The 12,523-nt window shown below is 65.9% G+C and carries 12 protein-coding genes; 8 read left to right on the forward strand and 4 right to left on the reverse strand.

Annotation, left to right across the window (positions count from 1 at the left end; all coding sequences use genetic code 11):
* Window positions 1-58 precede the first annotated feature (58 nt).
* Together AC07PT_RS06765 and msrA are read right to left on the reverse strand one after the other, a co-directional pair.
* Entirely contained in the window at window positions 59-496 is a 438-nt protein-coding gene (locus AC07PT_RS06765; RefSeq protein ID WP_494656199.1) for a hypothetical protein, read from the reverse strand.
* Window positions 497-597: 101 nt separating this feature from the next.
* Window positions 598-1,134 (reverse strand): peptide-methionine (S)-S-oxide reductase MsrA, encoded by a 537-nt coding sequence (gene msrA, locus AC07PT_RS06770; RefSeq protein ID WP_494656200.1) that lies wholly within the window; start codon window positions 1,132-1,134, stop codon window positions 598-600.
* Window positions 1,135-1,297: 163 nt separating this feature from the next.
* Between msrA and AC07PT_RS06775 the strand changes: the two genes are divergently transcribed.
* The 8 genes from AC07PT_RS06775 (at window position 1,298) to AC07PT_RS06810 (ending at window position 9,551) form a co-directional block, all read left to right on the forward strand.
* Complete coding sequence (locus AC07PT_RS06775; protein WP_492349132.1) at window positions 1,298-2,008, forward strand: TetR/AcrR family transcriptional regulator; 711 nt, start codon at window positions 1,298-1,300, stop codon at window positions 2,006-2,008.
* 18 nt (window positions 2,009-2,026) lie between these two features.
* The gene (locus AC07PT_RS06780) at window positions 2,027-3,262 is read left to right on the forward strand and encodes an efflux RND transporter periplasmic adaptor subunit (RefSeq protein ID WP_494656201.1); all 1,236 of its coding nucleotides are present in this window, start codon (window positions 2,027-2,029) and stop codon (window positions 3,260-3,262) included.
* A gap of 6 nt (window positions 3,263-3,268) precedes the next feature.
* Window positions 3,269-6,475, forward strand: a complete 3,207-nt coding sequence (locus AC07PT_RS06785) for an efflux RND transporter permease subunit (protein WP_492349134.1) — start codon at window positions 3,269-3,271, stop codon at window positions 6,473-6,475.
* A gap of 22 nt (window positions 6,476-6,497) precedes the next feature.
* Window positions 6,498-7,163, forward strand: coding sequence for a protein-L-isoaspartate O-methyltransferase family protein (locus AC07PT_RS06790; RefSeq protein WP_492349135.1), 666 nt, complete (start codon window positions 6,498-6,500; stop codon window positions 7,161-7,163).
* Between the two features lie 19 nt (window positions 7,164-7,182).
* Window positions 7,183-7,524: a rhodanese-like domain-containing protein gene (locus tag AC07PT_RS06795; RefSeq protein ID WP_494656202.1), complete on the forward strand. Its 342-nt coding sequence runs from the start codon at window positions 7,183-7,185 to the stop codon at window positions 7,522-7,524.
* A 34-nt stretch (window positions 7,525-7,558) separates the two neighbouring features.
* Window positions 7,559-8,917, forward strand: coding sequence for a TolC family outer membrane protein (locus tag AC07PT_RS06800; RefSeq protein WP_492349137.1), 1,359 nt, complete (start codon window positions 7,559-7,561; stop codon window positions 8,915-8,917).
* An 86-nt stretch (window positions 8,918-9,003) separates the two neighbouring features.
* A complete protein-coding gene (locus AC07PT_RS06805; protein WP_494656203.1) occupies window positions 9,004-9,294 on the forward strand; it encodes a nucleotidyltransferase family protein in 291 nt (96 codons plus the stop codon).
* Between the two features lie 104 nt (window positions 9,295-9,398).
* Window positions 9,399-9,551, forward strand: coding sequence for a HepT-like ribonuclease domain-containing protein (locus AC07PT_RS06810; protein WP_494656204.1), 153 nt, complete (start codon window positions 9,399-9,401; stop codon window positions 9,549-9,551).
* Window positions 9,552-9,704: 153 nt separating this feature from the next.
* On the opposite strand, the gene AC07PT_RS06815 is transcribed toward AC07PT_RS06810, so the two are convergent.
* Entirely contained in the window at window positions 9,705-11,021 is a 1,317-nt protein-coding gene (locus AC07PT_RS06815) for a 3-deoxy-D-manno-octulosonic acid transferase (protein ID WP_494656205.1), read from the reverse strand.
* 54 nt (window positions 11,022-11,075) lie between these two features.
* Window positions 11,076-12,500 carry a phosphomannomutase/phosphoglucomutase gene (locus tag AC07PT_RS06820; RefSeq protein ID WP_492349140.1) on the reverse strand — a complete coding sequence of 475 codons (1,425 nt, stop codon included), beginning with the start codon at window positions 12,498-12,500 and terminating at the stop codon, window positions 11,076-11,078.
* Between the last annotated feature and the right edge of the window lie 23 nt (window positions 12,501-12,523).

Below are 12,523 nucleotides of genomic sequence, written 5' to 3' on the forward strand. Positions count from 1 at the left end.
CGCGCCCCATGGGCAACGCGGCGGGGGCGGCCAGCTTGGCCGCCCGATCAGGCAGACATCAACGAGATAGGGGGGGCGCCCTGGCCTGGCAGCGGGCGGCCGTGGTGGCCACCAGGGTCGCATCCAGCCACCAGGGCAGGAAATGGCTCAGTGCCGGGCCCAGGTCGGCCACGGCAATGGCCTGGGGCGGCGCGTCATGCCCCAACTGGTCAAACACCAGGCAGTCTGCGTCGCCGCTGTGGTGTGAAAAAAGGCGATCCAGCCATTGCTCTGCGCGAACCTGCCCTGGCTCAGCAGCCGCCATGTCAGGGGTCAGAGCGAGCACAGCCGGCGCAGCTGCAGCGCGCCAGGCCGGGTGGTGGATCCGGTGCATCTGCCCCAACACAGGGGCCAGCACCAGCACCAGAAGCAAGCCCACCCACCCCAGGCGCCGCCCACCCGCGCGCAGCAACGCACCGCACACGTCGGCAAGGCCGGGCGCGGGCATGACTTTCATGGCGGACAGGGAAATCATCTTCACAAAACTGAACTGGGCGGTGACCGGCGCAAACAGCGATTGTGCTGTCGCTCAGTCACGGGATTGTGACAAAAACCAGTTCAACCTTTCAGAAAACGGGCAAAGGTTTTTTGGAACTTGGCCACCTTGGGGCCCACCACAAAGGCGCAATAGCCCTGGCCCGGGTGCTGCTCGAAGTAGTCCTGGTGGTAATCCTCAGCCGGCCAGTAGTTGTCCAGCAGGGCCAGCTCCGTGACCACGGGCTGGGACCAGGTGCCGCTGGCGTTCACGGCAGCCACAAAGGCCTGCGCCTGGGCCAGTTGCGCCGCATCCTCGGCATAGATGCCGCTGCGGTACTGGGTGCCCACATCGTTGCCCTGCCGGTTGAGCGTGGTCGGATCATGGATCGAGAAAAAGATCTGCAGGATCTCGTCCAGCGAGATCACGGCCGGATCGAAGCGCAGGCGCACCACCTCGGCATGGCCGGTGCTACCGCTGCACACCTGCTCATAGCTGGGCTGAACCACCTGGCCATTGCAGTAACCCGACTCCACGTCCAGCACACCGCGCACACGCACGTAGACGGCCTCGGTGCACCAGAAGCAGCCGCCGCCCAGGGTGATGGTCTCGATCGTCATGTTTTCAAGCCTTTTTGCACAACAACACAATCCCGCAATGTAGCCTGCCCCCGAAAGAATCGCATGCCGGGGGTCATCGTCTCCGCCCGACCCTGAGCGGCCTCCTGGCTTGACGCGCGGCAAATGCGAACGTTACATTACTAACCGATCAGTCATTAACCCCATGCCCCTGCCCAAATTCAAGCTCTGTTCTGCCAGCGAAAGCCATGCCAAGCGCGAGCGCCGCAAGGAAGCCCGCCCCGGCGAACTGCTGGAGGCCGCGCTCGACCTGTTCGTTGAAAAAGGTTTTGCCGCCACTCGGGCCGAAGAGGTGGCGGCCCGCGCCGGGGTGTCCAAGGGCACCCTGTTCCTGTACTTTGGCAGTAAAGAAGAGTTGTTCAAGGCCGTGGTGCGGGAGAACATCTCCGGCCGCTTCACCGAATGGCAGGCCGAGCTGGAAGCCTTTACCGGCACCAGCGCCGAGCTGATGGCCTATGCCATGCGCAGTTGGTGGGAGCGCGTGGGCATGACCAAGGCCTCGGGCATCACCAAGCTGATGATGAGCGAGGCGCGCAATTTTCCTGAGATCGCCGAGTTCTACCAGCAAGAGGTGATCCTGCCAGGGCGCCAGTTGATCCGCCGCATCCTGGAGCGCGGCGTGGCGCGCGGCGAGTTCCGCCCGCTGGACATGGACCACGCGGTCTACTGCGTGATGTCGCCCATGATTTTCCTGATGATGTGGCGCCATTCGGTCGGGGCTTGCGCCCCCAATGACTTCGAGATGTCGCCCGAGCGCTTCATCGACCAGCAGATCGACCTGCTGGTCGATGGGCTGCAGACACGTGCCCCCGGTGTCAGCGCGCCAGCCGCCCCATCAGGCCCACCCGCCCCCTGAATAACAACGAGACAAGTGATGACGCAAATGCAACCCTCGTCCGGCCGAAGCCGGTGGATCAAGTGGGCCGTGCTGGCCCTGGTCGTGCTGGCCCTGGGCTTCAGCGTGCTGCGGGCCCTGTCGGCCCGCAAGGCCCAACAGGCGGTGGTGGCTGAGGCCAGTCAGCGGGCGCAACCGGTGATCGAGCTGGCCCCGACCGACCTGGTGCTGGCCAAGGTCCAGACCCTGAGCCAGGGCCTGCCGGTGTCGGGCACGCTGCGGGCCGTCAATTCGGCCTTCATCCGCACCCGGGTGCCCGGCGAGCTGCAAGAGCTCACGGTGCGCGAGGGTGACAGCGTCAAGGCAGGCCAGGTGTTGGCGCGCATCGAAGTGACCGAGTTTCAGTTCCGGCTGCGTCAGACCCAGGACCAGGCCGATTCGGCCAAGGCGCAGATCGACATCGCTCAGCGCCAGTACGACAACAACAAGGCGCTGGTGGCCCAGGGCTTCATCTCGCAGACCGCGCTGGACACCTCACTGGCCACGCTGAATTCCGCCATTTCCACCTACAAGGCCGCCCAGGCCGCAGTCGAAGTCACCCGCAAGACCTTTGAGGACACCGTGCTCAAAGCCCCCATCAGCGGCCAGGTGGCGCAGCGACTGGCGCAACCCGGCGAGCGACTGCCGGTGGACAGCAAGGTGCTGGAAATCGTCGACCTGAGCCGGCTGGAACTCGAAGCCACGTTCAGCCCGGCCGACTCGCTGGCCCTGCACGTGGGCCAGCGGGCGCGGCTGAGCATCGAGCAGAACGGCCAGGACAGTGCCACCGTGGGGGCCACGGTTTCACGCATCAATCCCAGTGCCCAGGCCGGCAGCCGCAGCGTGCTGGCCTACCTGACGCTGGACACCCCCGGCAGCACCGGCCCGGTGCTGCGCCAGGGCCTGTTCGCCCAGGGCATGCTCGACACCGTCAGCGTGAAAGCGCTGGCCGTGCCGCTTTCGGCTGTGCGCACCGACAAACCCAAGCCCTATGTGCAGACCGTGCTGCAGGGCCAGGTCAGGCACCTGGCGGTGACACCCGGTGCCCGCGGCGATGTAGCGCAAGACCTCTGGGTGGCGGTGCCCGATCTGCCCGAAGGCACCGCGGTATTGCGCGGCGAACTGGGGCCCTTGCGCGAAGGCACGGCAGTGCAGTTGTCTGCCGAATCTGCCCCCGCCACAGCCCCCGCCGCTGCAGCCGCATCGACCCAGGCCACCCCGGCCGTCCGGAACTGACGCACCATGTGGTTCACCCGCGTCAGCCTGAAAAACCCCGTGTTCGCCACCATGGTGATGCTCGCCATCGTGGTGCTGGGCCTGTTTTCGTACCAGCGCCTGCAGGTCGATCAGTTCCCCAACATCGACTTCCCGGTGGTGGTGGTCACCACCGAATACCCCGGCGCCTCGCCCGAGATCGTTGAAAGCGAGGTCACCAAGAAGGTCGAAGAAGGCGTCAACTCGATCGCCGGCATCAACAACCTCACGTCGCGCACCTACCTGGGCCAGTCGGTGGTCATCATCGAGTTCCAGTTGCAGATCGACGGTCGCAAGGCCGCCGAAGATGTGCGCGAGAAAGTGGCATCGATCCGGCCCAATTTCAGGACTGAGGTCAAAGAACCACGCGTGCTTCGCTTCGATCCAGCCAGCAAGGCCGTGTGGTCGCTGGCCGTGCTGCCCGAAGCCGGGCCCGATGGCCGCCAGGGCATGAGCCCGGTCGAACTCACCAACTGGGCCGACCAGGTGCTCAAAAAGCGACTGGAGAACGTGCGCGGTGTGGGTTCGGTGTCGCTGGTGGGCGGCACCAAGCGCGAAATCAACATCTACCTGAACCCGGCCGCCATGGAGTCCTTCGGCGTCACGGCCGATCAGGTGGCGGCCGCCGTGCGCAATGAGGCGCAGGACCTGCCCGTGGGTTCGGTGCGCTCGCTGGCCCAGGAGCGCGTGGTGCAGATCGACGCCCGCATGCAGCGCCCCGAGGATTTCGGTCGCCTGATCGTGGCGCGGCGCGGCGGCAGCCCGGTGCGCCTGGAGCAGGTCGCCCGCGTGTCCGACGGCGCCCAGGAGCTGGACAGCCTGGCGCTGTACAACGGCCAGCGCACCCTGCTGCTGTCGGTGCAGAAGGCGCAGGACGAAAACACCATCCAGGTGGTGGATGGCCTGTACAAGACCATTGACGAGATGAAGGGCCAGTTGCCCCCGGGGCTCACCCTGCAGCCCATCCTGGATGGCTCGCGCCCGATCCGGGTGGCCGTGGACAACGTGCGCCGCACGCTGATCGAAGGCGCCGTGCTGACGGTGCTGATCGTGTTCCTGTTCCTGAACTCCTGGCGCTCCACGCTGATCACCGGCCTGACCCTGCCAATTGCGCTGATCGGCACCTTTCTGTTCATGAACCTGTTCGGCTTCACCATCAACATGATCACGCTGATGGCGCTGTCGCTGTGCGTGGGCCTGCTGATTGACGACGCCATCGTGGTGCGAGAGAACATCGTGCGCCACGTGCAGATGGGCAAGACAGCCTTCCAGGCCTCGCTCGACGGCACCCAGGAGATCGGCCTGGCGGTGCTGGCCACCACCTTGTCCATCGTGGCGGTGTTCCTGCCCATCGGGTTCATGGAGGGCATCATCGGCAAGTTCTTCCACGAGTTCGGCATCACCATCGTGGCCGCCGTGATGATCTCGATGTTTGTCAGCTTCACGCTCGACCCCATGCTGTCGTCCGTCTGGCACGACCCCAGCATCCACGCCCATGGCGAGCGGCAAGCCCCCGTCACCCTGTACGACAAGACCATCGGCCGCGTCACCGGCGCGTTTGACGATGCCACCGAATGGCTGGCCGAGGGCTACCAGACCCTGCTGCGTTGGGCACTGGGGCACCGCCTGGCCACCCTGCTGCTCGCGCTGGGCATTTTTGTGCTGAGCGTGGTGATGGTGCCGCTGTTGGGCACCGAGTTCGTGCCCAAGGCCGACTTCTCCGAGACCACCGTCAACTTCTACACCCCGGTCGGCTCGTCGCTGGAGGCGACCGAGGCCAAGGCACGCCAGGTCGAGGCCATCGTGCGCGAGGCGCCTGAGGTGCGCTACACCCTGGCCACCCTCAACACCGGCACCGCCCAGGGCAAGATGTACGCCAGCCTGTACGTGCGCCTGGTCGATCGCAAACAGCGCAGCCGCAGCGTGGATCAGATGTCGGCCGTCCTGCGCGAGCGCCTGCGCCAGGTGCCGGGCATCACGGTCACCCATGTGGGCCTGCTGGATTCAGTGGGTGGCAACAAGCAGGTTGAGTTCTCGCTGCAGGGCCCTGACCAGAACGAACTGGAACGGCTGAGCCGGCTGGTGATGGACAAGGTGCGGAGCATCCCGGGCCTGGTCGACCTGGATTCGAGCGTGAAGGACGCGGCCCCACAGATTTCGGTGCAGTTGCGCCGCGATGCGGCCTCCGACCTGGGCCTGAGCGTGGGCCAGGTGGGTCAGTCGCTGCGCCTGCTGGTGGCTGGCGAGACCGAAGGCACCTGGCGGGCGCCCGACGACCAGACCTACGACATCAACGTGCGCCTGGCCCCGGACGCCCGCAACAGCCCGCAAGATCTGGAAAGACTGCCTTTTGCCCTGGCCACCGCCGCCGACGGCAGCACCCGGGTGGTTCGCCTCAACCAGGTGGCCCAGGTCCTCGACACCGCAGGCAGCAACCAGATCAACCGCCGCGACTTGACGCGTGAGGTGGCCATCAATGCCAACGTGTACGGCCGCTCGGCCGGCGAGGTGTCCGCCGACATCCAGAAAGCCATGCAGGGTGTGCAATTGCCGCCAGGTTACCGCTATGCCTTCAGCGGCTCGGCCAAGAACATGGCCGAGTCCTTCGGCTACGCCGTGTCGGCCCTGGCGCTGGCCATCATCTTCATCTACATGATCCTGGCCAGCCAGTTCAAGAGCTTTCTGCAGCCCCTGGCCCTCATGACCTCGCTGCCCCTGACCCTGATCGGGGTGGTGCTGGCCCTGCTGATGTTTGGCTCGACCCTGTCGATGTTCTCCATCATCGGCATCGTGATGCTGATGGGCCTGGTCACCAAGAACGCGATTTTGCTGGTCGACTTTGCCATTCGGGCCCGAGAGGGCGGCCTGGATGAGCAAGGTCAGCCGGTGGCCGGACTGCCCCGTGCAGAGGCCCTGCTGCTGGCCGCCCGGGTGCGGCTGCGCCCCATCCTGATGACCACGCTGGCCATGATCTTCGGCATGGTGCCGCTGGCCTTCGCCATCACCGAGGGTTCGGAGCAGCGAGCCCCCATGGGCCAGGCCGTGATCGGGGGGGTGATCACCTCCTCCTTGTTGACGCTGGTCGTGGTGCCCGTGGTGTATTGCTACCTTGATGACCTGACGGCTTGGCTGCGTCGTTCGCGGCAGCGCGGCCAAACACCGGCCAGCCCGCCTAAAATCGATGGTTTGTCCTGATCCACCGCCGGAGAACCCCAACATGTCCATGCCCCAGAACCTCGAGCAAGCCCGCTTCAACATGATCGAACAGCAGATCCGCCCCTGGGATGTGCATGCGCCTGAGATCCTGGAACTGCTCAACACCCTGCACCGCGAAGATTTCGTGCCCGAAAGCCAGCGTGCCATCGCCTTCGTCGACATGGAAGTGCCCCTGCCCGGCGGCCAGGTGATGCTGGCCCCCAAGTACGAAGCCCGCGTGATGCAAGAGCTGAAGGTGCAGAAGAACGAAAAAGTGCTCGAAATCGGCACCGGCTCGGGCTACATGGCCGCCCTGTTGGCGCATCAGGCGCAGCGCGTGGTCAGCCTGGAAATCAACCCTGAACTGGCCGAGTTCGCCCGTGGCAACCTGCAGCGCGCCGGCATCCACAACGTGGAAGTGCGCCTGGCCGATGGCGCCCGCACCGTGCAGGCCGACGGCCCCTTCGACGTGATCGTGCTCAGCGGCTCGGTGGCCGAAGTGCCTGCGGCCCTGCTGGACCAACTCAAGGTGGGTGGCCGCCTGTTCGCCATCGTGGGCGACGAGCCTGTGATGCGCGCCCACTACATCACCCGCAGCGGCGACAAGCGTTTCGAGACCAAGACCCCCTGGGACACCATCGCGCCCCGCCTGCAAAACTTCCCCGAGCCTTCGCGCTTCCGTTTCTGACCCTCACCGGAACCCTTGCATGATTGACCAAGTCCGACCCGCCAGCCTGCACGACTGGCTCCAGGCCCACCCCGGCATCCAGCCCGTCGTGCTGGACGTGCGCGAACCCTGGGAGCTGCAGACCGCCAGCATCAAGCCTGCGGCGGACTTCCGACTGGTCAGCATTCCGATGGGAGAGATTCCGGCGCGACTGGCCGAACTGGACCCCGCCACCCCGGTGGCCTGCCTGTGCCACCACGGGGCCCGCAGCCAGCGCGTCGCTGCCTTCCTGGCAGCAAACGGTTTTGATTCGGTCGTCAACATTGCCGGCGGCATCCACGCCTGGGCATTGGAGCGCGACCCCGAAGTACCCGTTTATTGATGAACCTCCCCGGAGTGCCCTTTTCATGCTTTCCATGCCAGTTTCCTTACACGCCCTGCGGCGCCTGCCCGCCTTGCTGACCCTGATCGGCCTGGCCACGGGCCTGAGTGCTTCGCTTCACGCCCAGAGCCTGGACGAGCTGTACCAGGCCGCTCGCGACTACGATGCCAGCTACCGCGGTGCCCGCTCGCAGTTCGAGGCCACGCTGGCCCGCGCTGACCAGGCCAAGGCCAATCTGCGCCCCACGATTGGCATGCAGACCTCGATCACCCGCAGCACGGTATCGGGCAACATCGATTCGGTGCCCTATTTCAAGCACCCGTATGGCGTGCGGCAAAACGGGGTCAACCTGACCCAGCCGCTGTACCGCCCCGGCAACCTAGCGGCCTACCAGCAAGGCGAAAAACTGCTGCAGCAGGCCGATGCCCAACTGGCCCTGGCCGAACAGGACTTGATCGTGCGCGTCAGCCAGGCCTATTTCGACGTCCTGGCCGCACAAGACAGCCTGGTCTTCGTGCAGGCTCAGAAGGTCGCTGTCGAAGAGCAACTCGCGTCGGCACAGCGCAACTTCGAGGTGGGCACCGCCACCATCACCGACACCCGCGAAGCCCAGGCCCGGCGTGATCTGGTGCTCAGCCAGGAGATCGCTGCCCAGAACGACCTGCGGGTGAAGCGTCTGTTCCTGGATCAACTGGTGGGCCGCAACAACACCAGCCCCAAGCCCCTGCAGCCCAACGTGCCCGTCAGCGCGCCGCCGGCCGAGCAGATCAGTCAATGGATTGACGCCACCAACGAACACCCCAGCGTGCAGCTGGCCCAGACCGCCGTCGACGTGGCCGAACTGGAGGTGCGCAAAGCCCAGGCGGGCGAAAAACCCACAGTCGACCTCACGGGCAGCTATGGCTACGCCCGCAATGAGAACGGCTCCAGCCTGTCGCCTACCAGCACCGTCAGCTCGCGCATCTACCAGGGCTCGATTGGCGTGACCATGAACATCCCGCTGTACGCCGGTGGCGCGCTGCAGAACCGCATCCGCGAAACCCTGTCGCTCGAAGACAAGGCCCGCAGTGACCTCGACGCCGCCCGCCGCAACGTGGCGCAGGCCACCCGCACCGCGTTCTACGGCGTGGTGTCGGGGGCCAGCCAGGTGCAGGCCCTGCAGGCAGCCGAGGCCTCCAGCCAGGTGGCACTGGACGCCAACCGCCTGGGTTACCAGGTGGGCGTGCGCATCAACATCGATGTGCTGAACTCGCAAAGCCAGCTCTACCAGACCAAACGCGACCTGGCCCAGGCCCGCTACAACGTGCTGCTCGGCGGCCTGAAGCTGCGCCAGGCCAACGGCAGCCTCAAACCGGAAGACCTGCAGGCGGTGAATCAGTTGCTGGTACCTTGAGTCGAATGCGCCATGGCGCCGAAACCCAGGCAGCCTTTTGACAGGGCTCGGCCCTGGCATCAGGTTTCATTGCGGGAGCAAAGCCCATGAGACCTTCTGAAGCCTTGGCCTTGAACCGAGCCGCGATCCGTGAAGTCGTTGCATCTCACCGGGCTGGAAATGCTCGGGTGTTCGGCTCGGTGCTGCATGGCCGCGATACGGACACCAGCGACCTCGATCTCCTGATTGACCCGACGCCTCAAACGACCCTCTTCGATATCGGCGCGATCATGCATGAGCTGCGCCTGCTGCTGGGTGTGAAGGTGGATGTGCTCACACCCCATGCGCTTCCAGACAGCTTCCGAGCCCGGGTTCTGGCGGAAGCGCTTCCAGTATGAGCAGCGATTGTTCGACTACCTCGCCCACATCCAGGAAGCCTTGGATCGCATCAGCGCCTACGCCAAACACCTGGATGCCCCGGGCGTTTCTCCATCAAAAACTGGTGCAAGACGCCGTGATCCGTCACCTGGAAATCATCGGCGAAGCGGCCAACAACATCGAAAAGCACCACCCCAGGTTCGCGGCGGCACATCCAGAGTTGCCCCTTTCGATTGCCGACGACATGCGCAATGCTCTGGCGCACGGTTACTTCTGAGTCGATCTTGGCGTGGTCTGGCAGCCCCTCCAAAGCGACCTGCCGGCGTTGAGCGTGCTCATCACCCGGGCCCAAGAGGATCTGCTCAACGGCGACGATCCCGCAACGAAAGAGGCTTGAAGTCAAACGGCGGCGGGTACGTTCCCGCCCCGATCAAGCGTTCACGGCCGCCCACAAACCAGCCGCCGCCTCCGCCGTGCGCTGGGCCGCCCCCCGATGGGCCTGGGTGAAGGCCACCGCCGCCTGGGCGGCGTCCAGGCAACGGCGCTCGTCGGCCAGCAGGGCCTGCGCCTGGCCCACCGCGTGGGCCATGTCACTGACGCGCCAGGCCGCGCCGGCCTGCAGGGCCAACTCGACGGCATCGGCAAAATTGAAGGTGTGCGGGCCCACCAGCACCGGGCAGCCGCTGGCACAGGCCTCGATCAGGTTCTGCCCCCCAAGGGGTTCGAAACTGCCGCCCAGCAGGGCCAGGCGGGCCAGCCGGTAATACAAGGCCATTTCACCGAGTGAATCGCCGATCCAGACATCGGCCTGAGGGGGCAGCACCGGGGCCGCCAGATCGCCCCATTGGCTGCGCCGGGCCACCGTCAAGCCCGCGCGTTTGAACAGTTCAGCCACTTCATCAAAGCGTTGCGGATGCCGCGGCACCACCAGCCATTGAATGGCGGCATTGCCCACGCTGCCGGCGTTGCTGCGCCAGCTTTCGATCAGGGCTGCCTCCTCGCCCTCGCGCGAGCTGGCCAGCAGCACCACGCGTTGACCCCGTTCGTTGTCCAGGCGGCGCGCCAGCGCCCGCCCCAGCACCTGCTGGACCTCGTCAGGCTGGGCGTCGAACTTGACGTTGCCCAACACCGCCTTCACCGGCGCCCCCACGGCGCGCAGGCGGCCGGCATCGTCTTCGGTCTGGGCCCAGACGGCACTGAAGCCTCGGTAGGCCGGCTCGCTGAGCCAGCGCAAGCGCTGGGCCGCAGCGCGTGAGCGCTCATTGAGCCGCGCATTGGCCAGGGCCAGCGGGATCCCCGCCCCCTGGCAGGCCGCGATCAGGTTGGGCCAGACCTCGGTTTCCATGATCAGCCCCAGCGCCGGCTGGAAATGGCGCACGAAACGCTGCACCGCCGCCGGCGTGTCCCAGGGCTGCCAGACCTGCACATCACCGCCACGCAGCAGGCGCTGGCCTTCAGCCCGCCCCGTGGCGGTGCCGTGGGTCAGCAGCAATCGAAATGACCAGCCTCGGCGTGCCCATTCGGCCCGCAAGGCAGCAATCAGGATCCCGGCAGCCCGGGTCTCACCAAGCGACACCGCGTGAACCCAGACAAAGCCTTGCCCGGGTGCTTGCCGGTAGTGACCGAAGCGCTCTTCGATCGCCTCCAGGTACCCCGGCTCAGTGACCCCACGGCGCGCCAGTTTGCGCCGCAACAAGGGTTGTGCAGCCACCAGGGCCGCCGAGTAAAAGGTGCGCACCAGCGTCATGCGCGGCCCGCCCAGGATGGGGGAGGCCCTGCGGTCGACACCGTGGCCGCCGCGTCAGTGAGCCGCACTGCCAACCTGGGCGTCGGGCTTGATCTGCCGCAGCAGGGCCAGCATGTCGCCCTCGATGCGGTGCAAGGCTTCGGCATCCTGCCCCTCAAAGCGCAGCACCAGCACCGGCGTGGTGTTGGAGGCCCGGATCAGCCCGAAACCATCGGCCCAGTCAACGCGCAGCCCGTCGATGGCCGAAATCGTCGGGGTGGCCGGCGTGACGCTTTGCCCCCGCGCCGTGGCTCGCTGCGCCAGGAAGGCGGGGGCGGCGGCCTGCAATTCGGCCGTGACACGGTGCGGCTCACCCTCGGCACAGGCCACGTTCAACTCGGGTGTCGAATGGCTTTGCGGCAGGCCATTGAGCACCACATTGGCGTCGGGGTGGCGGCTCAGGATCTCCAGCAGGCGACAACCGGCATAGGTGCCATCGTCAAAGCCATACCAGCGCTCCTTGAAGAAGATGTGGCCGCTCATTTCGCCGCCCAGAGGGGCATTGGTTTCACGCATGCGGGCCTTGATCAACGAGTGACCGGTCTTGAACATCACCGGTACCCCACCGGCAGCACGGATCTCAGGGGCCAGGCGTTGGGTGCACTTGACGTCAAAAACAATCTCGCCCCCAGGCACACGCGACAGCACGTCGCGTGCAAACAGCATCATCTGGCGGTCGGGGAAGATGTTCTGACCGTCCTTGGTGACGATGCCCAGACGATCGCCGTCGCCATCAAAGGCCAGGCCCAGTTCGGCATCACCGGCCTGCAGTGCCGCCATCAGGTCACGCAGGTTCTCGGGCTTGCTCGGATCAGGGTGGTGGTTGGGGAAGTCGCCATCCACCTCGCTGAACAACTCGGTGACCTCGCAGCCCAAGGCGCGGAAGATGGCCGGGGCCGATGCACCCGCAATGCCGTTGCCCGAGTCGACCACGATCTTCAGCGGGCGGGCCAGCTTCACGTCACCCACGATGCGGTCCTGGTAAGCAGGGCCCACATCGGCCTGGCGCACGCTGCCACCAGCCAGGCGCGGGGCGCTGTCGGCCTCCATGGTGCGACGCAGGGCCTGGATCTCATCGCCGTAGATGGCTTTGCCAGCCAGCACCATCTTGAAGCCGTTGTAATCCTTGGGGTTGTGACTGCCCGTGACCTGGATGCCGCTGCGGCACAGGGTGCTGGCGGCAAAGTACAGCATGGGCGTGGTCACCGCGCCCACATCAATCACTTCGATGCCGGCCGCCATCAGGCCACGGATCAGCGCCTGAACCAGGGACGGCCCACTCAAACGGCCGTCGCGCCCCACCGCCACGGTCTTCTCGCCCAGCACCTGGGCAGCGGCACCAAATGCCAGCCCCAGGGCCTCGGCCACCTCGGTGTTCAGGGTCGTGGGCACAATGCCCCGGATGTCATAAGCCTTGAAGATCGCTGCATTCACTTGCATGGATAGAGCCCGTACGGAGGATG

The organism is Curvibacter sp. GW821-FHT09D12 (genome assembly GCF_059416245.1).